Below are 22,975 nucleotides of genomic sequence, written 5' to 3'. Positions count from 1 at the left end.
AGCCGACACCGATGAAGTATTTCTTGGTCTTTAGCTTCGTGCTTGGCTTGTATCAGGCATCGCAGGCGCAAATCGATCTGCCGGGTGATATTCAGGGACGTTTGGTCACCACCGATCACCGACCTATTCTTTCGGCCTGCGTTGTTCTTCAACAGGGCTGTCTACGCACCTCCTCCGATCAACAGGGACGATTCACGTTCCAGCAGGTGCCGCCGGGTCAGTACGTTGTACAGGTATACGGACCGAATCTGGAACCTACCCGCGAAAAAGTTACCGTCGTTGGCGGGGTCGTGATGCAGCTGCTGATAGTAGTAAATCATGCGGTGAAACCCTTACTGCATAATGATGCGTCGCATTCTGACGTGGATGCTATTGGCTTCGCTGACTCGGCAGGGAGCGGTCAAGTGTTGTCTCATAATCTCTCTAAAAACAATGGATCGAACCGATGAACCTCTTTTTAGTAGCCTTTATGGTCAGGTAACCTACTGCCGTTACAGTGACGAATTTAGGGTAAACTTCGGTGAAATGCAGATCTGGCTGTCACAGGAGTACTTGCGCCAGTTTGCCCGGCGCGTGAGTCAGTTCGTAACCGTTCATGAATCGCTCCACCAGTTTCCACTATCGCACCAGTTTGACATCTGTTCTCCTGGCTGTGACGGGGAGATTTACCGCTTCTATCCGGACGAAATTCTAGACCTCGACACACTTCTCAGCGGTTCGCTGGTTGCGGTTGATTTGTACAGCTTCTTTGACACGAACGACTTTTTGGTAGCCAGCGTATAGCTCGTGCTACCGACCAGGAAAGTCAAGTTTTGTTCAGGCTATGTATTTGTGGGGTCAGGTTCTCAAACCTGACCCCACAAACCCGCTTTCATCTGGAGACAAACGAACAGTCTGTCAGTTGAATGACTGGCGAAATTCAACCGGTGAAAGATGTGTATTGGCTTTAAACAATTTACTGAACGACTGCGGGTAATCAAACCCCAGTTCATAAGCGATTTCGCTCACCGACAAATTTGTGCCGGAGAGCTTTTCTTTAGCTTTCACAACAATTCTATCGTGCAGATGCTGCTGCGTGCTCTTCCCCGTCAGCGTTTTTAGTAAGCCGCTAAGGTAGTTCGGTGAAACGTGCAGTGAACCGGCAATCTCCAGCACCGTAGGCAGTCCCTGTTTTGCCAGCACATCGCTTCTGAAACGGTCGGTAAGCAGATCTTCCAGTCGGGTGAGGATGTCGTGACTACTCATCCGACGAGTCGTAAACTGACGCTGGTAGAACCGCTCGGCGTAATTCAATAGCACCTCCAACTGACCGACAAGGATGTTTTGGGTGAACCGGTCGATATGTGCATGATACTCCTGACGGATGTTCTGCATGATTCCCGTGATAATTGCTTCTTCCTGTTCAGAGAGAAACAGGGCTTCGTTAACCGCATAATCGAAGTATTCGTACTGCCGGATCGTTTTAGCCAGCGATGTATGCCACAGGAAGTCAGGGTGGAAAATCAATAACCATCCCGAATGCTCTAAATGACCCTCCGACCCAGCTTCAATACCAATCTTTTGGCCCGGAGCCATAAAGGTCATAACCCCCTCGTCGAAATCATAAACCTGCTGGCCGTAGGTAAGCTTGGCATTGAAATTCCGCTTCAGAGCGATGGCGTAAAAATCCAGCACCCAGCTTCGGGGATGATTATCTGCCAGCTCCCTCATCTGCTCAAACTGCACGACACTAACCAACGGATGCGCGGGACCGGCCAATCTCCGGAATTGATGAAACTCGCTAATGGTTTTAATGGAGTAAGGCTGCTGTGGCATGATGCAATGCGCTTATTGCTGGTGATAGGCTGCCGCAAATTCGCGGGCAAAATCAGTTGTTTTAACGTTGCCCAGTGTTGCTGGCCGGTTCCGATAATAGTCTTCCGCAATGATTCCTTTGTGATGGCCTACCTGCAACTCCACCAGAACGGCGGCCATTTTGGGAGGCATTCCGATAGCCGCTAAGTTACTCAACATTTGTTCTTCAGAAATCACGACCCACGCCAGGTCCGGTTTGCCAATGGCTTCTCCCAAAATGCGGGCAACCTCATTGCACGTCAGTTCGTCACTTGCCACGTAACGGATCGTACGGCCCTCCGCAAGTGTTTGGAGTTCCTCGGCAACAACAGCGGCAATGTCCGAAGGAGCCACCAAAACGGTACGGTCATCGCCACCGTAGCTGGCTGCTATGATCCCAGCCTTTTTGATGGCTGGTACGAAGCTGTACAAGTTGTAATAGAAAGAAGTAGGCCGGATGTGGGAAAGACGTACATCGTCCGGAAGCTCGTTGAGGATTTGTTCCAGGTGATAGGTGCCGGCAATACCACCGTTTCCATTATCCCGATGGGCACCCCAGCTGCTTAAATTAACCACCCGCTTGACGCCCGTCTGTCGGATAGCGTCGGCATAATTATAACCAATCATGCGGAAATAAGCGATCGGGTCCAGATTCGGGTCAAAGTAGCCAACCGGTGGCACCATGGTGTATACCGCTTCTGCTCCCTGGAATGCCTCGACCAGAAAGTCAACGTCCTTGATCGAACCGATGGCAGCGGTAGCCCCCGTTGCTTCGATGGCAATCCGCTTACCGGGATTACTGCTGATTACGGTTACATAATGCCCTTTTTGTACCAACTCGTCAACGAGTGGCTTACTGATATGTCCCAACGAACCAGTGACTGTGATTTTCATAGCATTGTGATTTTACAGATGCAAAATTCGCTAGCTACCCGTCCACAGACATAACCAAATCTACGGTTGTTGTGTCAATAAATACGTCGAAAAGCACGCTTATCGTTTCGGCAATTTCCTTCACCGCCACACGATGAAAATTTACTCGTACGAGTAGACTGTTTTGCGTGGTTCTTCAATCAACGGCTTACTGTTACAGCCACCGTTTTCTGTTCTTTTCGAGGGCTTTTATTGCTTTGGCTTCACTCGGAAAAATACCTAATATGTGCTCGGTTGCGGGATGAATCACTTCATACGCTACCGTCAATGATTTGCCTCTTTGTACCGTTCGTTGCCTGATCATATAGCATTATAACTCATATTTCTGCAATATACCTTAATCCGGGTATTGACAGTATTTAAGTTAGCCAGTGGGCTGTATAGATTACTATAACCGAATGCCGTTTCGAAGAAGTCATCCACAATAACTACCTTTGAGTGTCAATACCCAATTACTTACTTATTCATTTCGTCATCTCTATCAGCATGAAGCGTTTAAACCGCCTGTCAGTTGCGTTCGCTATTTTACTTGCAATCTATTCAGGCTCAGCCGCTCAGGCACAGCTCAAAATTCCGGCAGCCAGTCCGGCTCAAACCACCAAACAAAGCTTCGCCTTAGGCGAGATCACGCTGGAGTACTCTCGACCAGCCACCAAAGGCCGAAGCATCTTCGGGGATCTGGTTCCTTACGACAAGGTATGGCGTACGGGTGCCAATGCTACTACTAAAATCACCTTTTCTTCGGATGTTAAATTAGAAGGCAAAGAAGTGAAAGCGGGTACCTACGGTTTATTTACTATTCCGGGTAAAAACAGCTGGCAAGTTATGCTTTCCAAAGACCTCAACCTGGGGGCTAACGTGGGCAATTACAAACAGGAAAACGAGGTTGTACGGGTGACGGTAAAACCGACTACACTGGCTAACAAAGTAGAGACTTTTACCATCAACATTGCTGACATTATGCCCAGCTCAGCCGTACTGGAAATCATGTGGGATAAAACCCGCGTTCCCGTAACCATCACGGCCGATATTGATCAGACGATCATGAAGAACATCGAGGCATCGTTAGCGTCTGAAAAACCCGCTTATTTTGAGGCCGCTAGTTACTATTACGAAAACAATCGTGATTTGAAGCAGGCGCTCAACTGGGTAACCAAAGCCACCGAACAGAATCCGAAAGCTTTTTGGGTCATGCTGCTCAAAGCGCGTATAGAACTGAAAATGAACGAAAAAGCGAATGCCATTGCCAGCGCCGAAAAAACGGCTGCCCTGGCGAAGGAAGCCCAGAATGCAGATTACGTAAAAATGGCGAATGACTTGATTGCCTCGGCTAAAAAATAAACGTTGCCTAACGGCTTTTCACCAACCGGCTGGATCATTTAGTCCAGCCGGTTTTTGTATGAACGAACTAGGCAATCGAAACGTAAGGCAAACGCGCGCGCTTCTGGACCGCTAAGTGTATATAGGCTCGAAAAAAGGCCATACGATTGCTCGGGGTTGTGTTTCCCAATTATTATGAAGTATTTTACATATAGCTGTGAAACAACGCGTAGCGACACCCTCAAGCTGGCTGATATAAATTTATGTTTCTCCAATTCACTACCCTGACTAAAGACAGACAATGGCGGGAGTTTAGCTGTCAGCTGGATGAGCTCGAAGTTGGACTCGACGTTTTGCTCAGCATTGTCAAGATGGGTGACCAGCTAATAAACGCTTACCTGACCGATGGCGATAGCCGCCTGGCATTACCCGTTGAAGCCTTCGAGGGAGACTCCTTCTCGGAACCGATTGGACAGCTCAAACGCGAATGGGAGCAACTGTTGGCGCAACCTCCGGTTAGCCAGGCCTTAACCTCAGTCGACTGGAGAAAGACCGAAGTGATTGAGCCACTGATAGCCCTGAAACAACGACGGATCGATGGTCTGCAAGATACGCTCAATCAAATGCAGCAACTCCTCTATACGACCGAGCTTGGTATGCAGGAAGGCCCCTACAAAACTCGACTGATTACCCATTATGAGCTAATTATCAATCGGTATACAAACTCGATAGCGCGAATCGAAAACATCTATCCTTCGTTTTCTGTGACCGCTAATTAACCAGAAAGAGCACCATTTACGTGCGTCGTCTACTCTGTGAGAATGGGTAATTCGTAAACCCAAACCCTCGTTCAGGGGTTAGGCACACATGATACCTATACACGCTTTGTCGGCAGCAATTAGCCAACTCGTTCAGGCCGGGCGCACACCTGCTGATACCCTGAATCAGGTTGTAGAGAACGTTGGAACGGCTTTAAATGCGGATCGCTGCTTTTTGTATGTTCGTCAGCCCGACCAAGGGCGGGGACGAACCGCTTTTTGCTGGCGAAAAAACGAAACCATTCCCGACAAGAATACGATACAGCCGGACTGGCAACCCGATACCAAAGCGCTACCCGCCGAGGACCCGCTGATTCGGGCGGGACTAGCCATGAAACCGTCCGTTTATGTCGATGATGTAGAAACGGCAGGCACTGAAGTACTCAACCGGCAATTTGAACGGGACACTTTCGGGCATCGGGCGCTGATCCACGCGCACATTCAGAAAGACAATCAACTGTGGGGCATTCTTCAGCCGTGTATGTTTGGCCGTGCCCGTCACTGGACCGAGGAAGAAAAAACACAAATCGAAACCATCCTGCCGCTTTTACAACCCGTAATCGCAGCTTACGTAGCCATCAGCTGATGCTCTATGCGATCAGTATCCCTGACAGACGTCGCTATTGCACGGCTTCATGTACAGTTCACATTCGCTCCTAATGGCCGGGCCATCAGGAACGAATGTGAACCAGGCAACAACGATACTTTCAGGCTTACTTGGTTCAATCGGGATACGTTCGGGGAAACAGTAACCGAAACTGCGTACCCGTTTCCGGCTGGCTATTAATTTCTATCTGACAGTCTAGTAACTGACATAACTGCTGCACGATGACAAGGCCAATGCCCTCCCCGGATTTAATGCGGGTTCGTTCGGGTAAGCCCGGTCCGGTATCGGTAATGGTAAGCAACCATCGGTCCGAAGTAGGTGCGTCCCCCCACTGAACGGTTACGCCACCAGTCTGGGTGTAGTTCAACGCGTTGAGCAATAGGTTCTGGGCTATCCGGTGCACTTTTACGGCATCTCCCTGCACGGTCAGGTTTTCAGCGCCTTCATTGTGCAGCCACAGTTGCCGTTCGCTGGCTAATGGCTGGACGCTGTCGATCAACCCGTTCAGCAAATCAGCGACGTTAAAGGATGACACTTGCCGTTTTTCCTGACCAGCTTCCAGCCGGGCCATATCCAGCAGTTCCGTAAGCATTTGGGTTCCCTGCTTTAAATTCCGCTGAAGCATACTCAGTATTTGGCTGCGCTCTTCGTCGGTGTTAGCCATATCCAGCAGTGTAGCGGCTCCCTGGATGATGCCAAAGTTACCCCGTAGATCGTGCGATGTACTCCGCAAAAACTCACCCCGCTCCCGTAACTGCTGGCGAAGCTGAACCAGTACCTGCATGTTCTCGTTCGACTTTTCCAGTTCGTTAAGCCACTGTTCCTGTTGCTGTTCCGCTTTTTTCGATCGGGTAAAGTCCTGACCGGTCAGCACCACACCACTGTCAAACTTTGTCAAGGCAATCAGCATCCATTGGTCTTTATCTGCGTCGTAGCGATCCTCGAAAAAAGGCTCTCCCGTTTCCAGCACATGCCGGATGTTGTCGATCGAATGCTCCTTCCAGAGTTTATCCGCCAATTGAGAAATCACCTGGTTCGACAAATCCGCAACGGCATAGCCGGCTATCTGAGCGAACTCCTGGTTGCAAACTACCAGCCGAAAATCAACAATATGCTCAGTGCCGAATTCACCCGAACGCTCGTATACGGGTTTTAGAAAACTAATAGCAGCCGGTGAGCTGTTCAGCACGGCTTGCAGGTTTATGGCCTGTTCCCGTAACTGTTCTGCCGCCTGCTCCAAATCGGTAATGTCCCAATCGATTCCCAACACACGCAGGGGAGCGGGATTGCGGTCCTGCATAATTTCGCCGATCACCTTGAGGGTTTTGACGCCATCTGTGCTTCGAATCCGTATTGTTTCCTCGAAAGACTGCGTACCTTGTTCTAAGTTTTCGACCAGACGTTGGGCCGTAGCACGATCATCCTCGTGCGCAAAAGTCAGGTAGGTTTCAGGCTTGACGAGCGTACCTAGTTCGAGACCAAACAACCGGTACATCCCCTCCGACCAGATCATCGTGCCCGTTGACCGGTTGTATTCCCAGCTTCCGGTTTTAGCGATGTTTTCCGTTTGTTGCAGCAGGGTCAGGTTTTTCCGGATTTCAGACTCTGCTTTCCTGCGTTCGGTGATGTTAATGAAGCTCAGAATAAGCCCTCCGCCGTTTTTCGTCACGGTCATATCCAGCCAGGCTTCCAAAGGCGCTTGACTATACAGCCCTTCCATACGAACGGATTCACCGGTTTCCATCACGCTTAAATAGGTGTCCAGGAAAGCCCGGTGCGTGTCCGGCAATTCTTCCAGCAACCGTTTACCCAGAAGTTGAGCTTCGGTCTTCTGGTAAATCTCTTCGGACGGTTTGTTGGCAGCCCGGAACACAAAATCGATGATGCTTCCTGTCTTATTGTACAACGGATCAAGCAGAACGATGGCGGCAATTGATCCATCGAGCATCCGCTGAATGGTAGCGTTGGACTGTTCCAGTTCTTGCGTACGTTCCTGTACCCGCAGGTCCAGTTCCTGATTCAGTTCCTTTTGCAAATGGACGTCGGCCGAGCTACCGATAAATCCGTTGAAGACGCCATCGGTTCCAAACATCGGCTGGGCATTCTCCTGCATCCATCGGTATGCGCCATCGTGTCGGTGCAGGCGGTACTCAGTCTGAAAGGATTGCCGGGTGTTCAGGTTGCTGTTGTAGATCTTCAGGTAGTCGGACTGGTCGTCTGGATGCAGACTCTCGGCCCAACCGCGCTTCATCACTTCCTCCTGCGAACGCCCCGTAAATTCCAGCCAGACTTTATTCAAGAATGTGTACTGACCATTGGCGTCGGTGACCCAGATAAGCGTTGGGGCATTGTCGGCGATCTGGTGGAACCAGGCCTCCCGTTCGGCCAGCAGTTGCTGCGCCCGTCGGTGTTCGGTAATGTCTTCGATAGCCAGTAGAATGGAATCCTGCTGACGAACAACGCGCCGGGCGTTGAGTGAAAGCCGCTTTTCGCCCGTTATGAGCGACTGATACGTAAGTTCATACCCCTGAAACTGCGCTCCGGAGGTGACCACATCGGTAAGCATCAGCCGCAAGTCGGGAATGTCCCACTGCCGATTGCCTAATTCGTAAATAAGTCGGCCTTCTGTTTCGCTCGCGTTTAGCTGGAACAGCCGGTAGAAAGCAGGGTTGGCACTTTTTATCCGGAGATCGGTATCGAGTACCAGCGTAGCTTCGCGAATGGTATTGAAAATATCCTCCGAGAACTGGTGAGCCTCCGACAACTGATCATTGCGTACCTGCAACTCCTGGTTGATCGTCAGCAGTTCTTCGTTGGTTGACTCAATTTCTTCCTTACTGGTCTCGAGTTCTTCATTGATACTCTGCAACTCTTCGTTGCTGCTGATGATTTCCTCGTTTGCCGATTGAAGTTCTTCATTGCTGGCTTCCTGTTCTTCGATGATGGAGCGCATATCCTCCCGCAGGTTGGCCAGTTCGGATTCCAGTTCTTTGATCCGGCGGTTGCGGGCACTGGTCGATTGGGTAACCGGTGCTACCGGTGGATCGACTTCCTCGAAGATAATGAGAAATAATCGCTCTTCGGTAGCCGTATCGAGCGGCACGGCTTCAATGGATGCGTAATGCGTTTTGTTTCTAACCTTAAATTCAAGACCACTTTTGCGAACAGACTCGCCCGACTTCTGGGCTTTATGAACCGCATTTCGCAGTTCAAATACCAGCGCGGGTCGGGCCATCTTGATCAGGTTCAGGCTGGCTTTCCCCGGCGATGGTTCTAGGAACATACCGGTTGACCCCCGAAACTGAAGGATTTCCATGTCCTGACTCACGACCACACTGGCCGGGACGTACTGATTCAGCAGCAAATTGTCAACCAGTTTATCCAGATCAGCACCCGAACCCGACCACCGCTCCTGTCCTGACGGCAAATGACGATCCAACAAGTTACCACTCGGCTGATTAGTCGTTTTGGGAATCGTCGTTGGACGGCTGTTTATGTAGTCACCGTCCAGTTGACGGGGTGTAAGCGTAAATGTGGCCCGGCTGTCGACGTCGTTTTTACGGGCAAAAATCTTATAATTTTTTTCCAGCTGCGAGAACATCTGCGCCGAAGAACCTACCGTTTCAGACTTGCCAAGCACCAGATAGCCGTTCGGATTCAGGGCGTAGTGAAACGTGACGATGGCTTTGCGCTGGAGGGTTGCATCCAGATAAATAAGCAGATTGCGGCAACTAACCAGATCGAGTCGCGAAAAGGGCGGATCCTTGAGCAAATTGTGGGGAGCAAATACGCACAGGTCCCGCACCGATTTGTTGATGCGGTAGTGGTCATCTACTTTGGTAAAGAAGCGTTGCAGTCGCCGGGGTGATATGTCCATCACTTCCCCGCGCGTGTAGCTGCCCAGTCGGGCTTTTGCCACAGCCGACTCGCTCAAGTCGGTCGCGAATAACTGAATAGTCCGGCTTATAGCCCGCTCCCCCAGTACTTCCAGCAACAGAATAGCCAGCGAATAGGCTTCCTGCCCCGTTGAGCAGGCGGGTACCCAGATGCGGATAGGCTCAGCGGCTGGTTTCTCGCGGACGAGCTGCGGAAGCAGAACTTTCTGGATGTAATCCATCGTATCGGCATCCCGAAAAAAAGTCGTCACATTGATCAGCAGATCATCATAGAGTAACAAGGCTTCATCGGGATGCTGGCGCAGATAGTCGGCATAGGCGCGCAGAGAGTCCAGTTTATAGAGCAGCGTTCGGCGGATAATACGCCGGCGAATAGTCGTTATTTTGTAGTGACTGAAATCAACCCCCGTCGACCGACGCAGTAGTTGAATGATCATCCGCAGATCTTCACTGGAAGAGGCCGTAGGTTCATCCAGCATCGCTTCCAGATTGTCCGTTTCCTCCAGTTCCGTTAGCGTTGTCTGCTGAAACAACGATGTTTGCTGGCTAAGCCGTTCGAGTTCTTTAGCGATTTCGGCGGGTGGCAATACCCGGTCTACTACCCCTTCCAGAATGGCCGACCGGGGCATACTCTGAAACCGGGCCGTTTCGTCCTGGGCAAATGTTATTCCGCCCGCAGCTTTGATGGCGCGCATGCCCAGCGTCCCGTCGGAAGCCGCACCCGACAGCACAACAGCAATGGAACCTTCTTTCTGTCGTTCGGCCAGCGATAAAAAAAACTGGTCGATAGGCATGTGGATCGACGAACGGGACTCGCGCGGCTTCAGGGTGAGAACCCCATCCAATACCTCCAGATCCTGGTCAGGTGGAATGATGTACACCTGATTGGGTTCAACCCGCATCAAGTGCTGTGCTTCGTGCACGGGCATTTCCGTTGCCCGGCCAAGAATGTCTACCAACCGACTTTCCTGCGTTGGATCAAGGTGCTGAACATATACGTAGGCTAGTCCTGTTGTGGGCAACAGGTTCTGCAACAGTTCAACCACCGCTTGCTGTCCGCCCGCTGATGCACCAATGGCAACAATGGGAACGTTTGAGGACAAGTTGGACTGCGGAGAATCGGAGGTGGACTTCTTTTTTGCCATTATTCACGAACTACCGGTAAACTAAGAAGCAGTAGGGCAGTTTGAAAGATTAGAGTGTTTTTTTAAATCACCGTTTGATAAAGATATAGCCTTAACTTAATATGGCAAAACGTGACATTATTGTAATTGGTGCATCAGCCGGTGGCGTTTATGTCTTAAAAGAACTAGTAGCAGCTTTACCGGCTGATCTTAAGGCGTCTATTTTTGTCGTATTACACGTATCTCCCCATTCCTCAAGTTATTTACCGGAGATCCTTACGGGCGCAGGATCCCTGAAAGCAGTCCACCCTATTGATGGTGAGATTATTCAGCCGGGATATATCTACGTAGCTCCACCCGACCATCATATACTTGTTGAATTTGATCAGGTACTTGTTAAGCGAGGTCCCAAGGAAAACCGGTTTCGTCCTTCTATTGATGCGTTGTTTCGTTCCGTCGCTTATACGTACGGATCGCGGGTTATTGGCGTGGTTCTGACGGGAATGCTCGATGACGGCACCTCGGGCATGTGGGCGATAAAACGACTGGGTGGTACCACAGTTGTTCAGGAACCCGACGATGCGCCTTACTCGAGTATGCCCGATAGCGTACTGGCCTATGTGGATGTAGATTACTGCGTTCCGGTTAAAGAACTAGCCCCCTTATTGGTCCAACTAAGCAGAGAGACCGTTATGGACAAACCAGATTTTACCAGCGACGAACAGCAGCGGATGGAAACGGAAGTAAACATCGCTGCTCAGGAAAACGCCTTCGAAATGGGTATTTTGAGCATGGGTGAGTTGACGGCCTTAACCTGTCCGGAATGCAATGGTGCGCTGATCAGTATTAAAGAGGGTAAATTGATTCGCTACCGCTGTCATACGGGTCATGCCTTTACGGCTAGTTCACTGCTGGCGGAAACGACGAAGGTGGTGGAAGAATCGTTCTGGAAGGCCATTCGTAGCCTGGAAGAAACGGTGATTCTGCTCGAGCAGTCGGCCAAGCAGTTTGCCGAGGGAGGCAATCAGGTCGCTGCTGATCAATTTTACCAAAAGGCCCAGGAAACCCGCCAACGAGCGAAGGTAACGCACGAATTTGCCTTTCAGCAGCAAAAATTCAGTGGAGACAGCCCAATTCCTGCGTAGACTTTTCATACGGGCTGTTCTGGTGCGGCTCGCTCGAGATTATCGCACTGAGGATACGGATCTGACGGCCCTCTGCTGTTATGACAAAGGCAAGATCGCCAGTACAATCAATCAGCGAATAACTAGCATTCGTAAAAACAAGGTCAAGGCTACCAGTATAAGTGGGAGCTAATTCTATAACTTTCTTTACCCGCTCGAAGCTTCGGTTATGCTTCACTCGGCTGTAATAAACGTATCTTATTTAACTGGTCTAGCGCACTTTGGCTCCATTACTGACAAGCAAGCCGTTGTGATTACCTAAACCGAAATACGATGGGTTTACAACGAGCGTATGACAGACGTAGAAACGGGTGTGTACGAAGTCTATCGACCTACTGTTTCCGCTATTCAGGGCAAGTACTCACGCACAAATGCGCACCTTTGCCAATCGAATATCAGTCCGATTGAATTGCCGCTGCATTTCAGTGAAGACCCAATCAATGGCTTCATCTGGATCAGCAGCGGTAACGGCCAGATCCGTATTTAGTTGAATACTGTGGTTCGTTTCATCAAGAACGTCGAAGACAACCCGGATCAAGTGTTTCTTAATAGCCATAGAAGTCAAAAGAGAAATGAAAGAATAAAAAATCGTATCAGCGATGCCGCGCTTCGCTAACATGCCATAAAATTAGCGACTTATTGTTTTAGTTGTATTATATATAGCAATTAAATATTATATAACGAGGTTAGTATGCTGATCCTTAATTATTTATAATATTCGTTATGACTCAATAGCCGAAAATCATCTAAATCTGATTGACGCTGTAGTCAATACGGTCAACTTAGTGAGAGTGAAAAAGCAAAGCAACCAATCAGAACAATGGTGACAACCTTTCTCTGACGACATCAAGACTTAGTTCACTTAATAGCTTGAACGTCATCATTTTGCCTGGAACTAGTAAACTAGTGTAGATACAATTGTATACCGTTTAATTAACTTACTAATCAACCAACACATACACTGCTGAGTATAAATAACTAGTAACGTATATTTGTATCGTCTACCAATAAAATATATTAAATAGACTTATTAATGTCGAAAACTCTTTGGAGAATAGTTATATGGATTTGTACAGTAACCGTTTTTTACTCACCCTTATTACCACTGCTGGCCCAATCAGCTACGGCCATTAAACCCCAGTTAATCACTGAAGAACAAGGTTTACCTCAGGCTTTTGTTTCAGATATCCTACAAGGTCCTAAAGGATTTATCTGGATGGCAACCCGCGACGGATTATGCCGTTACGACGGGCACACGTTTAAAGTTTTTCAACCGAACTCAGCCGCTAAAACTTCGCTTTCGTTTCCGGACCCTTTAACGTTAAAGCTCGATCACTCGGGACATATATGGATTCGTAGTTATTCGCAGGATCTTGATTGGTTTGATCCCGTTCGCGAAACGTTTGTCAATTTTTCACACCAGCCGTTTTACCAGCGTAATTTTGGCCGTGATTCATTGCATCTCTTTTATCCAGACGGTCATAATCGCCTTTGGCTTTACTTCGCCAAGCAAGGGCTGGTCTCGGTAGATTTACGCACAAATCGTTTTCAATCCTACCGTCACCAACCGCACGATGCTGCTTCGATTAGCCAGGGGTCAGTCGGAGGGATTGTCGAAGATAAACAGGGTAGGGTGTGGGTTGCAACGGCGAGCGGACTAGACCGATTTGATGAGCAGACAAGACAGTTTACGCACTACAAACACGATCCGAACAACCCCCGCTCGCTTCCGGACAATCAACTTACGGGCCTGTATCAACACCCTAATGGTAGCCTGGTCGTTCTTTCCCAACGGTATCTTACTTTGTTGAAGCCTACCACGGGGCAGTGCGCTAATTCTCCCCTTGCGCCGAAGCAGACCCAACAAAAGAACCGCTTCTTTTTTACTGACTCAAAAGGCAACGGTTATTTTTACTACTACGACGAACTGTTTCGACTCGATGAGAAAAGTGGCTTACAGCGGTTTCCTATATTTCCTGGTAGCTCCATGTACATATCCTTATTCATCGACCGATCTGACGTTCTCTGGGCGGGAACGAACGGACGAGGGGTATTTAAGTATGATTTGAACAACAAGCAGTTCGACCGCTATCCTTACCAAGTGAGCTTTCACACCGATCTGCTGGTCAACCAACTGGGAGTTCCTTCACCAAAGGTGGCTCGCCTTGCACTGCACAATGGTTCCTTTTATTTCCGATACACTTTTGATCAGGATAAGCGGCTCATGTTCAACGTAGGGAAGTCGCCCTTCCACCTGCTTAATCTGCAAACAAAGCAACTGACAACGATTCCTTTTCCTGTCTTGTTTGACGGTCAGCCGACCGATCAATCCATTCCCCTGGCTACCGACCCAGGCGGCACAATCTGGACTGTCTGTAAATCGGAATTATGGCGCTATGACAAACAGGCAGGCAAATGGATCCATGTATCGTATCCTCAGCTGGCACAGATCAAACCATCGATTAATCAACTGGTGGTTGATCCCCATGCCTTTTGGCTATCGACCAGCGATGGCTTATACCGCTTAGACCGTACGACGGGGATTTTGCGCTCGTACAGGCACGAACCGAAGAACAACGCTTCGCTGAGTAGCAACAACCTTTATTGTTTGTCCAGCGATCCGGTAGATGACAATATCCTTTGGATTGGAACTTTCGGCAACGGTTTATGCCGATTTGATAAACGCACCGGTACATCACGCCGACTGACGACTGACAATGGTTTACCCAATAACGTCATTTACTCGGCAATTCCTGACCAAAAGGGTTATTTGTGGATCGGTACCAATAAGGGACTATGCCGATTGAATAAACGCACCTTGCAGACGCAAACCTACACCACGCAGGATGGACTGATTGCCAATGAATTTAACCGGTATCATTTTCTGCATTTACCCAATGATCGAATCATACTAGGTGGTATTGAAGGAATTACGGCTTTCGAGCCCTCTCGCGTAAGAAATGATACGTACCAGCCAAAGGTAGAGTTGACCAATCTTCTGGTTAATAATCGGCCTGTCAATTCGGAGACGGACTCGTCGATTGTCGGATTGCCGGCTCATGCGCTTACAAAAATTGTCCTGGCACACAACCGAAACGACCTCAATATTGAATTTGCGGTAATACAGTTCAATCGACTAAAAAAGAACTTGTACCGCTATCGAATGGAGGGACTAGACAAAGACTGGATTATTGTTAATCATCCTGAAGCTGTCTACACCGATTTAGAACCGGGGCGTTACACGCTTATCATCAACGCTTCTAACTATTCGGGCTTCTGGAGCAACTATTGTCGTAAGCTGGATATCATCGTTCAGCCACCCTGGTGGGCTACATGGTGGGCTTACGGGCTATACAGCGTTTTGGTAGCGCTTATCCTATACGGTTTGCTGCGTTCGTTCGCCTACCGGCTATCGCTGCACCAGTCAATTCAGATAAAGCAAAAGGAAGTCGAACTTAAAGAGCAAGAGGCCCAACAGCTCAAAGGGATTGATGAACTGAAGACCCGTTTTTTCACCAACGTTACCCATGAGTTTAAAACGCCTTTAACCTTAATTCTGGCTCCAGCCCAACTTCTGCGGAAGGAGTTGGATCAGACAAATTACATCCATCAGCTAGATTCCATTGAGCACAATGCCAACCAATTGCTCCGGCTCACCAACCAACTTATGGACCTGGCGAAAGTAGAGGCTAAAATTATGCAGGTGCATGAGTCGTGCGGCAGTCCGGGTATGTTGGTTGAGCAGGTTGTTAATTCGTTTTCCAGCTTAGCGCAGCAAAAAACAATTCAGTTGGATTATGAAAACCAGCTTAGCAACGACTACCAGTTTGATTCCATGCTGCTGGAACGAATCGTTTACAACCTACTGTCCAATGCGCTGAAATTTACGCCCGACGGTGGTCATGTAACGGTCTGCCTGGCCCCGCATAACGGCATCACGCTAACCGTAACCGATACGGGCGTTGGCATACCGTTTCAACAGCTACCTTCCATCTTCGACCGTTTTTTTCAGGCAGGTACACCTGCCACTCGTCAAAACGAAGGTACTGGCATTGGCCTGTCGTTAGTTAAAGAGTTGGTCGAACTCCAGGGGGGAACGATCCACCTGGAGAGCACCGAAGATCCGTTGCCGAATCGGCGGGGAACGGTGGTAACGGTACGACTACCCTACCAATTAGTTGAGCCCTTAGAAACCGAGCAAATAGCCAACACAGGTAGTACGCCAAGAGGTGAGGGGCGAAGTAGTGCAGAAACGCCGGTTATCTTACTCGTTGAAGATAATGCGAACGTGGCTAACCTGATCGTCGATAGTCTGCAAGCAAACTACTACGTCACCTGGGTCAAAAACGGTCTGGAAGGCATGAGTCATGCTACTTCGCAGATTCCGGACTTGATTATTAGTGATGTTTTAATGCCGGTTATGGATGGCTACACGCTCTGCCAAAATCTAAAGGCTGACCCAAGAACCAACCATATTCCTATCATTCTATTAACGGCCAAATCGTCCGTTGACAGCCGATTGGAGGGATTAGCAACAGGCGCTGATGATTATATCACCAAACCTTTTTTGATAGCTGAACTACAACTGCGCGTCCGAAACCTGTTAGAGCGTCAACAGCGATTCCGGGAGCTTATTCATGCCGACCTGACAGGTATCGACCAGCCAGCACTCACCGAGCCAGTTGAAAACTCGTTCTTGACTAAAATTTATTCGCTAGTAGAAACTAAGCTTGACGATTCCACCTATGGCGTTGAAGAATTAGCCAGCGATATAGGCATGAGTCGGTATACCCTCCATCGTAAGATCAAAACCCTTACTACGCTGCTTCCAAATGAACTGATTCGAAACTACAGACTCAAGCGTTCTCTTTATTTTCTTCAAAAGGGTTACACGATTGCTGAAACTGCTACGCTGGTAGGCTTCGATAGCGCTTCTTACTTTACCAAATGCTTTCGTAACCTATATGGGGTAACTCCGAGTAAAATTGATCAAATACACTATAAATTTGAATGATAATAAGTAAAACAACCACTTATGACTCATCATTTATACTATTTGCTACATTTTTTACGAAAGTCGCCACAAAAGTTATAGTCGTTATTATAGCTATCGCTGATTTTTGAGCTAACGAACTTTCCTCAGGGTAACTTCTTATTACCCTTCAATTCCAGAATAGCTTTTACATACACCGTCCGTTTGGATGGCTGATAGAAAGTGTTTATTACGTAAACTTTGCTTTTAACTAATCGAGATAATTTCTCAAAATTATTCCCAGCAAGTGTTCATCAAACAAGGCCTTTTTCTTTGAGGCTGTCACGTTTTTATCGACGGAACAAGCACTTTTTGCCGCAGTAATTAACCGGCAGTTGCTTGACTTGTGGGCCAATTAAAGATACAATTTATGCAGATCAGGAATTACTTAATTGCTAACTACACGACTGAGGATGTTACAGTTCTTAGGGATCACTTAACCAAAGTTCCTTTACTACAATTGGCCGGTATTCCTACCAGCATAGAAGCCACCATAGCTTTGTTGATGAGTGAAGACATCGATCTGATTATTCTCAATGTCGATTCATCCCCGTCAGGTTTAGATTTATTAAAGCAGAACCTACCCCTGCCGCCCGTGATCGTGCTCAGCAGCTCCCACCAACTCGCCGTCGAAAGCTACGAGATCGGCGTGGCCGCCGACTACATCCTCAAACCAGTCACCCTACAACGGCTCCTGCTGGCCATCAACCGCGCCCTCGCCCAGCAACTCACCAGAACCAGCTTCCAGCAGCTTGACTACATCTTCCTCAAGATGGGCCGCAAGATCCAGCGCTTCGACTTCCAGGCCATCGACTACATCGAAGCCTACGGCATCTACTCCAAGGTGGTCTACCACAACCAGCTGTTTGTGGTCAACGAGCGGATTGCGGCCCTGAGCGCCCTGTTACCGGCCCGCCAGTTTGTGCGGGTGCACAAGTCGTACATCGTCAATCTGAGCAAGATCACCAGTTACGACCGCAACTTTTTCCACATCGATGCGGAGAAGATCCCTATCGGGGTCTCATTTCGACCCAAACTCGAAGGACTGTTAAATTTTTTAGGAGCGTCGTAAACTTCTCCCCAAAAGACCTCATAAAAATAGTATGTATACGTATAATATAACGGTCAATAATATACGTTTTAGTCATTTGCTCGCTTGTACTTCTGCTATATTCAGGACCCGTTAGTTTTTACGAGGTAAGTTGACGCATTGAGAGTGGGAATCAAACTACCATTTACAATCATCAACTTATTAGCTATCCGCGACATAAGAGCGTTCAATTCTATGTTTTTGCTTACCTGACAACGCCATTTCTTTGTTTATAAATGAATTTACTTGACTTACTTGCGCTTAGTATATACAATTTGTTACATACAAAAACTCATTTGATCCTCTAATATTGCAAAAAAATTACTGTTTTTATCTTTTTTCTAGGCTCGATGTTATGGCAATCTTTAGAGCAAGTTGATTTGTACAGAACTTTATTCAGATTAATCGATTAAGTGTCTGTATTATACTGATTATCTAATAGACAGAGACAAGTGTTTATATACAGTTTGCAATTAAACTAACAACAATACGAGTACCTACTCGTATTGTCATCAATAAAAAAAGCTGCTCAGTAGATATATACCTTCGCATGTGCGACTCCTTTGAATAATACAAGGCTCGTTTATTCTATTACTATATGATACATAGTATCCAGACCTTTCTTCATTTTGAAAACACCTATTATAAAGTAGCACTATTTACAAACGCTGCAATTACTAGTTAGAAGCAGTGTTAAACATAAATAATCACTCGATAGTTTAACTTTATGTATAGAGCCTGATGACATAATAATTTAATAGCTACGATTAATACTTTTCTTAAAATACGTTCCTAAATTTATCTAATCTTAGATAAGGATAACTATCTTAAAAACGTCTAAAATATTCCATTTACTACAACTTACTTGCTTTACTATAGCTTCGAAAATAACTATTTTGAAAGTAAGGCGTCCATGCAATTAACGTTCAACGATAAACATACTATCTTTATAAATATCTATCAATATTATAGACTAAAAGCTACCATCTCTTTTGATGAGAAATATCGGCAAACTAATACTAACCAAAATGAAAGTTTATCTTCAATAGTAATATAGCAGCATTCGAACAAAGTATATCCTGTCAACAATGAAATGCTATCATAGAGCCTTTTCAATTTGCTTCGGCAATGGTTTAAACCTTGTCAGTGGTACTCTTTTCATTTCCTCGGCAAAAAGGTATTTAATTAAATTATTTTATAAACAGTCTAAATACTATTTGGCTTCTTAAAACTATGTCATTTGATCTATAATGCCCGCTTTAACTAAAAAATTGCCCGCTTTACCTGTTTTTTTAGCTACACTGTTACTTATCTGGTCTTAATTAGTTTGAAAGAAAAGCATCGTCAGTCGTGCTATTAATTAGTTATGCGTGAACAACGCAGACGAATAATTCAAACTCCAACTTCAAATTATTTCGATCGTGAAGGTTATTAATTACATTATTATTGATGACACGGAGTCCGATGTAGCGAATCTCAAAGAGAATTTGATGAACTACCCTTTTTTGAATCTTATTCAGGTTTGTACTACACTAGATGAAGCCTTAACAACCTTGTCTACCGAAGACGTTGGTCTTATCTTCATGGAAACAAGCCTAGGGGGTACGCCAACTTTTCCTTTATTAAAGCAGAACCTACCCCTGCCGCCCGTGATCGTGCTCAGCAGCTCCCACCAACTCGCCGTCGAAAGCTACGAGATCGGCGTGGCCGCCGACTACATCCTCAAACCAGTCACCCTACAACGGCTCCTGCTGGCCATCAACCGCGCCCTCGCCCAGCAACTCACCAGAACCAGCTTCCAGCAGCTCGACTACATCTTCCTCAAGATGGGCCGCAAGATCCAGCGCTTCGACTTCCAGGCCATCGACTACATCGAAGCCTACGGCATCTACTCCAAGGTGGTCTACCACAACCAGCTGTTTGTGGTCAACGAGCGGATTGCGGCCCTGAGCGCCCTGTTGCCGGCCCGCCAGTTTGTGCGGGTGCACAAGTCGTACATCGTCAATCTGAGCAAGATCACCAGTTACGACCGCAACTTTTTCCACATCGATGCGGAGAAGATCCCTATCGGGGTCTCATTTCGACCCAAACTCGAAGGATTGTTACGACTCTTCGAAAGTTCTTAGACACTGGTACTTAGATTTCATCGTATAGGGATCTGATCTTGTAAACCATTAAGTTGGTTACAAAACCAGATCCCTGTAGTTTTAATTAACATTTACAGCTTGATGTATATGTTTCCCATAAATAGCCTTTATAAAAATCTTCTTGAGTAAGCACTTTGCAGTTTAATACGGGTACGCATTAATCGCATCTTAATTGCACTTTCTGAAATATTATATTGTTGGCTGATACTTTTGATTGATACGCCTTTTTCGTATTTCAAGCGCAAGATCTCTACATCTTCTGACCGCAACTCTTCCATAACAAGTTCTAAATCCTGAAGTTGAACGTTAGCAACTTCAGCATGATCCGATTCAGGGACGTTCCGCAGATGACTGTCTGAAAGAAATTCTGTTCTCAATCGCTTAGTTAAACGCAGTTGATCAATACAATAATTATAAGCAACTGAGTATAGCCATGTGGAGAAATCTGAACGGCTTTGAAAGGTATTAAGCTTGACAAAAACTTTAATAAAAATTTCCTGCGTAAAATCTTTAGCAACTTCATGATTTTTTGTCATTGAAAAGCATTGCTTATAGACCATTTCAGAATAACGCTTGTAAATGCTATCAAAAGATTCCATAGTTGTGCATTTATTAGTTTTTTACAAAGAATTACGGTGGTAATAATCAATATTATTCTTCTTCACGCATTTAGTCGTGATTCACTCTTTACTAGGCAAAGTGACTGGCTTTAACATATAGATTAAAAAATAAGCCCTAATTTTTAATGAGATGGAGTAGTTAACTCCGTACGCTGTACATGATACTTCTGCTTTTAGGTGTTAGATTCAACATCAACTAGTCTAATGACATCGGGTTTAATCAATTTACATTTCATAGTGGTAAAGATCTAAAGAACAGCTATCAAAAATTGGAACATCCATCCTCTGGTAACTGCCCTATCATTTCATTCTTTATCTACATACTTAATGTAAGATTAAGTCCTGTTTTCTGGATTAGTCGTTTTAAGCAGTCAGATACGTTTAGCACCAAAGTGGATCTGCTTACACGCTTTACAGAGCAATGTCTTCTATCCATTTAAGCTCAACAATGAACCGCATGCATAGTAGTAGAAATTTTTACGCTATGTACAGTTAAATAGGTATAATCTCTCTTGTTTCTATAAGTAAAGTTAATTATTATGGTATAATATAAACTACTATCGGGTCATTACTGAACCATAAAATAACATTAACACAGGTTTTTATACCATAAACTAATATTCCGAACAGTGTTACTTAATGAATTAAATTCTAGTTGAATTTATATTACATTTTTTTCTTAAAAAATCTATCCTTTGTTGCCGTAGAGGATCTGCCTCTTTCAATAAACAGTAAAAATTTTGTGCCATTATTAACTTTTTAACCATCTTGTTAATAAAATTTACATATATATAAATATATTTTCTATTGTCTGATTTTTTATACTCTTTAACTCATTTGTGACCTTTCTTGCACTTATTTAAATACGATACTTCTCATTACACAATGAACTAGTTTGTCTAGGTCGAGCAACCTTTCACCAGTCTTTATAAGGTGCAGAAAACAGCATATAGTTGAACCGAATAACCAAAACAAAAGCCGCTTCAACCATAATGAATGTGGGACAAATGCATTTTTTGCCAATAAGATGACAGACAATTACGTATAGGCGGACCTTACAGCAGCATCAGCTTTAGATAAACGAGCAAGCCTGTTATAAAACTTTTACAAGTCCTTTTATATGACCAATAATTTAACATTATCGGTCATAACACTTTATAAAAAAGAATGACCCTTATTTTTAACTCTGATTTAGCTTGAGTGAATAGCAAAATAAACTATAAGTTAATAGTGACTTTACAGCCTTCTCAACTGTTGATGTACGTGATTCGGACTAAGCCAGTGGTTCATTTAAGATTCTCTTCAAAACCCCAAAGAAGAATCCCGGTCATGTATCTATTACACAACAGATACATGGGATTCTTCTTTGGGGTTTTCAGCTAAAAATACCGGGGCGTCAGAACGCGATTCTTTCCAAATCCAAATTCGTACCGTAGCATAATTTCGTGTGAACTGGGCGCTACATCCTTAAAGTTGTTCATCGTCCGATCATAAGCGTACCCAAACCGAAACTGATCACTTAACTGAACTTCCAGCAGCCCAACCAGTGCATCGGTGCCCACACTGCTCCAATCGCTGAACTGGTTTCTGCGCATCGAAACGCCAAGCCCGATGCGATCCATAAACCAAATGTTTACGTTACCATCGAATCCCAACGGTGCACCCTCGGCATATTTAATTAACAGCGAAGGCTTTAGCTTGATGACCGGACTAACCCCCACGACAAAACCTGCCGCCAGGTAAGCATGACGACGCTGCGTCGAAATGACATTCCCTACGTTGTATTCACTGAGCTTGTTCTTGATCAGACGAGGCACCGACAGACTCAGGTACGAGCGGTCGTTGCTCAGGTAGATACCCGTCCCAAAGTTGGGCAGCAGTTTGGTAATGTTGCTGGCAAAGGCAGGATCAACCTGTCCCCCGTCTGGACCGGTTCGTACATCCGCCAGGTTAACATTGTAGCTGGCGGCCCCTCCCTGCAAGCCCAGAGCCAGCGTCGAGCGATTGCCAACCTTAATTCGAAACGCATACGAGACAAATCCGCCTGCTTCCTGAATAGGACCATACTTATCCCCGTAAAGCTGTAGACCTACCCCCACCCGCTCCCGGTTGAGGGGCATGTCCATCGTGAAGGTAGCGGTTTGGGGGGCTCCTTCCACACCGGTCCACTGATTGCGGTAGAGGGCCGACATGCTTAGTACATCGCGACTACCGGCATAAGCCGGATTTAGCGCCACCATGTTAAACATGTACTGGGAGAACATTTTGTCCTGTTGGGCCAGTCCTGGGCTACTGATGCCTATAAGCATCAGTAGCGCCAGAACCCGTCTGTATCGGAGAGAAAAAACCAATCTTACCATAGGTATCTATA

At 46.5% G+C, this 22,975-nt stretch carries 15 protein-coding genes; 10 read left to right on the top strand and 5 right to left on the bottom strand.

Going from position 1 to position 22,975, the window contains the following annotated elements; all coding sequences use genetic code 11:
* Positions 1-11: 11 nt before the first annotated feature.
* Together M0L20_RS28060 and M0L20_RS28055 are read left to right on the top strand one after the other, a co-directional pair.
* Positions 12-449, top strand: a complete 438-nt coding sequence (locus M0L20_RS28060; RefSeq protein WP_248480494.1) for a carboxypeptidase-like regulatory domain-containing protein — start codon at positions 12-14, stop codon at positions 447-449.
* Entirely contained in the window at positions 433-783 is a 351-nt protein-coding gene (locus M0L20_RS28055; protein WP_232563997.1) for a hypothetical protein, read from the top strand. Before M0L20_RS28060 ends, M0L20_RS28055 begins: the two co-directional genes overlap by 17 nt.
* Positions 784-897: 114 nt before the next feature.
* Here M0L20_RS28055 and M0L20_RS28050 read toward each other — a convergent pair whose 3' ends face one another.
* Together M0L20_RS28050 and M0L20_RS28045 are read right to left on the bottom strand one after the other, a co-directional pair.
* The gene (locus M0L20_RS28050) at positions 898-1,815 is read right to left on the bottom strand and encodes a helix-turn-helix domain-containing protein (protein ID WP_248480493.1); all 918 of its coding nucleotides are present in this window, start codon (positions 1,813-1,815) and stop codon (positions 898-900) included.
* Between the two features lie 12 nt (positions 1,816-1,827).
* On the bottom strand, positions 1,828-2,727 hold the full coding sequence (locus M0L20_RS28045) for an NmrA family NAD(P)-binding protein (protein WP_248480492.1): 900 nt from the start codon (positions 2,725-2,727) through the stop codon (positions 1,828-1,830).
* A gap of 525 nt (positions 2,728-3,252) precedes the next feature.
* On the opposite strand from M0L20_RS28045, the gene M0L20_RS28040 reads away from it, so the two are divergent.
* The 3 genes from M0L20_RS28040 to M0L20_RS28030 all read left to right on the top strand — a co-directional run bounded on the left by M0L20_RS28040 (position 3,253) and on the right by M0L20_RS28030 (position 5,490).
* A complete protein-coding gene (locus M0L20_RS28040; RefSeq protein WP_248480491.1) occupies positions 3,253-4,107 on the top strand; it encodes a DUF2911 domain-containing protein in 855 nt (284 codons plus the stop codon).
* Between the two features lie 242 nt (positions 4,108-4,349).
* Complete coding sequence (locus M0L20_RS28035) at positions 4,350-4,865, top strand: hypothetical protein (protein ID WP_248480490.1); 516 nt, start codon at positions 4,350-4,352, stop codon at positions 4,863-4,865.
* An 88-nt stretch (positions 4,866-4,953) separates the two neighbouring features.
* The gene (locus M0L20_RS28030; RefSeq protein WP_248480488.1) at positions 4,954-5,490 is read left to right on the top strand and encodes a GAF domain-containing protein; all 537 of its coding nucleotides are present in this window, start codon (positions 4,954-4,956) and stop codon (positions 5,488-5,490) included.
* A gap of 136 nt (positions 5,491-5,626) precedes the next feature.
* Here the strand turns inward: M0L20_RS28030 and M0L20_RS28025 are convergent, their stop codons facing one another.
* Positions 5,627-10,552 carry a chemotaxis protein CheB gene (locus M0L20_RS28025; RefSeq protein ID WP_248480487.1) on the bottom strand — a complete coding sequence of 1,642 codons (4,926 nt, stop codon included), beginning with the start codon at positions 10,550-10,552 and terminating at the stop codon, positions 5,627-5,629.
* A gap of 101 nt (positions 10,553-10,653) precedes the next feature.
* Between M0L20_RS28025 and M0L20_RS28020 the strand changes: the two genes are divergently transcribed.
* The 5 genes from M0L20_RS28020 (at position 10,654) to M0L20_RS30440 (ending at position 19,963) form a co-directional block, all read left to right on the top strand.
* Positions 10,654-11,676 carry a chemotaxis protein CheB gene (locus M0L20_RS28020; protein ID WP_248480486.1) on the top strand — a complete coding sequence of 341 codons (1,023 nt, stop codon included), beginning with the start codon at positions 10,654-10,656 and terminating at the stop codon, positions 11,674-11,676.
* A gap of 331 nt (positions 11,677-12,007) precedes the next feature.
* Entirely contained in the window at positions 12,008-12,202 is a 195-nt protein-coding gene (locus tag M0L20_RS28015) for a hypothetical protein (protein WP_248480485.1), read from the top strand.
* 729 nt (positions 12,203-12,931) lie between these two features.
* Positions 12,932-16,729, top strand: a complete 3,798-nt coding sequence (locus M0L20_RS28010) for a hybrid sensor histidine kinase/response regulator transcription factor (RefSeq protein ID WP_248480484.1) — start codon at positions 12,932-12,934, stop codon at positions 16,727-16,729.
* 523 nt (positions 16,730-17,252) lie between these two features.
* Positions 17,253-17,819, top strand: a complete 567-nt coding sequence (locus M0L20_RS28005; RefSeq protein ID WP_232564007.1) for a LytR/AlgR family response regulator transcription factor — start codon at positions 17,253-17,255, stop codon at positions 17,817-17,819.
* A gap of 1,439 nt (positions 17,820-19,258) precedes the next feature.
* Complete coding sequence (locus M0L20_RS30440; RefSeq protein ID WP_248480483.1) at positions 19,259-19,963, top strand: LytR/AlgR family response regulator transcription factor; 705 nt, start codon at positions 19,259-19,261, stop codon at positions 19,961-19,963.
* A 128-nt stretch (positions 19,964-20,091) separates the two neighbouring features.
* On the opposite strand, the gene M0L20_RS27995 is transcribed toward M0L20_RS30440, so the two are convergent.
* Complete coding sequence (locus tag M0L20_RS27995) at positions 20,092-20,583, bottom strand: RNA polymerase sigma factor (RefSeq protein ID WP_232564009.1); 492 nt, start codon at positions 20,581-20,583, stop codon at positions 20,092-20,094.
* A 1,400-nt stretch (positions 20,584-21,983) separates the two neighbouring features.
* A complete protein-coding gene (locus M0L20_RS27990) occupies positions 21,984-22,964 on the bottom strand; it encodes a PorP/SprF family type IX secretion system membrane protein (protein WP_262924050.1) in 981 nt (326 codons plus the stop codon).
* Positions 22,965-22,975: the final 11 nt, after the last annotated feature.

The organism is Spirosoma liriopis (genome assembly GCF_023196085.1).
Lineage (GTDB): Bacteria > Bacteroidota > Bacteroidia > Cytophagales > Spirosomataceae > Spirosoma > Spirosoma oryzicola.
Note: the sequence above shows the minus strand (reverse complement) of the source record. Positions and strands in the feature narration are given on the sequence as shown.

Coding starts and splice junctions, on each gene's coding strand:
- M0L20_RS28060 (WP_248480494.1), top strand. CDS start 12: ATGAAGTATTTCTTGGTCTTTAGCTTCGTGCTTGGCTTGTATCAGGCA.
- M0L20_RS28055 (WP_232563997.1), top strand. CDS start 433: ATGGATCGAACCGATGAACCTCTTTTTAGTAGCCTTTATGGTCAGGTA.
- M0L20_RS28050 (WP_248480493.1), bottom strand. CDS start 1,815: ATGCCACAGCAGCCTTACTCCATTAAAACCATTAGCGAGTTTCATCAA.
- M0L20_RS28045 (WP_248480492.1), bottom strand. CDS start 2,727: ATGAAAATCACAGTCACTGGTTCGTTGGGACATATCAGTAAGCCACTC.
- M0L20_RS28040 (WP_248480491.1), top strand. CDS start 3,253: ATGAAGCGTTTAAACCGCCTGTCAGTTGCGTTCGCTATTTTACTTGCA.
- M0L20_RS28035 (WP_248480490.1), top strand. CDS start 4,350: ATGTTTCTCCAATTCACTACCCTGACTAAAGACAGACAATGGCGGGAG.
- M0L20_RS28030 (WP_248480488.1), top strand. CDS start 4,954: ATGATACCTATACACGCTTTGTCGGCAGCAATTAGCCAACTCGTTCAG.
- M0L20_RS28025 (WP_248480487.1), bottom strand. CDS start 10,552: ATGGCAAAAAAGAAGTCCACCTCCGATTCTCCGCAGTCCAACTTGTCC.
- M0L20_RS28020 (WP_248480486.1), top strand. CDS start 10,654: ATGGCAAAACGTGACATTATTGTAATTGGTGCATCAGCCGGTGGCGTT.
- M0L20_RS28015 (WP_248480485.1), top strand. CDS start 12,008: ATGACAGACGTAGAAACGGGTGTGTACGAAGTCTATCGACCTACTGTT.
- M0L20_RS28010 (WP_248480484.1), top strand. CDS start 12,932: ATGGCAACCCGCGACGGATTATGCCGTTACGACGGGCACACGTTTAAA.
- M0L20_RS28005 (WP_232564007.1), top strand. CDS start 17,253: ATGAGTGAAGACATCGATCTGATTATTCTCAATGTCGATTCATCCCCG.
- M0L20_RS27995 (WP_232564009.1), bottom strand. CDS start 20,583: ATGGAATCTTTTGATAGCATTTACAAGCGTTATTCTGAAATGGTCTAT.
- M0L20_RS27990 (WP_262924050.1), bottom strand. CDS start 22,964: ATGGTAAGATTGGTTTTTTCTCTCCGATACAGACGGGTTCTGGCGCTA.